The organism is Streptomyces yerevanensis (genome assembly GCF_000716805.1).
Taxonomy (GTDB): Bacteria; Actinomycetota; Actinomycetes; order Streptomycetales; family Streptomycetaceae; genus Streptomyces; species Streptomyces flaveus.
On sequence record NZ_JNWJ01000267.1, the window covers coordinates 1 to 269 of the forward strand.

General features: G+C 70.3%; 1 protein-coding gene. It reads right to left on the reverse strand.

Annotated elements, in window-relative coordinates; all coding sequences use genetic code 11:
- Nucleotides 1–269, reverse strand: a 269-nt coding sequence (locus OP79_RS49365; protein WP_033329952.1) for an ABC transporter permease, incomplete at both ends; no start/stop codon positions are given.

Consider the following 269-nt stretch of genomic DNA (forward strand, 5'->3'; position numbering starts at 1 on the left):
GCGAGCGGGCTGCCCAGCATCGCGGCGGGCTCGAAGAGCAGGAACAGGCCCAGCGCGGTGACGATCTGCGGGATGACCAGCGGTCCCAGCACCAGGGCGTAGACCGCCGAGCGCAGCGGGAGTTCGCTGCGGACCAGGGCGGTCGCCGCGGTCACCCCGATGATCAGTGAGAACACGGTGCTCAGGGCGGCGATCAGGGCGCTCAGGGAGAGCGCGGCCGGCCATTTGCTGCCGTCGGCGAACAGCGCCTTGTACCAGTTCAGCGTCCA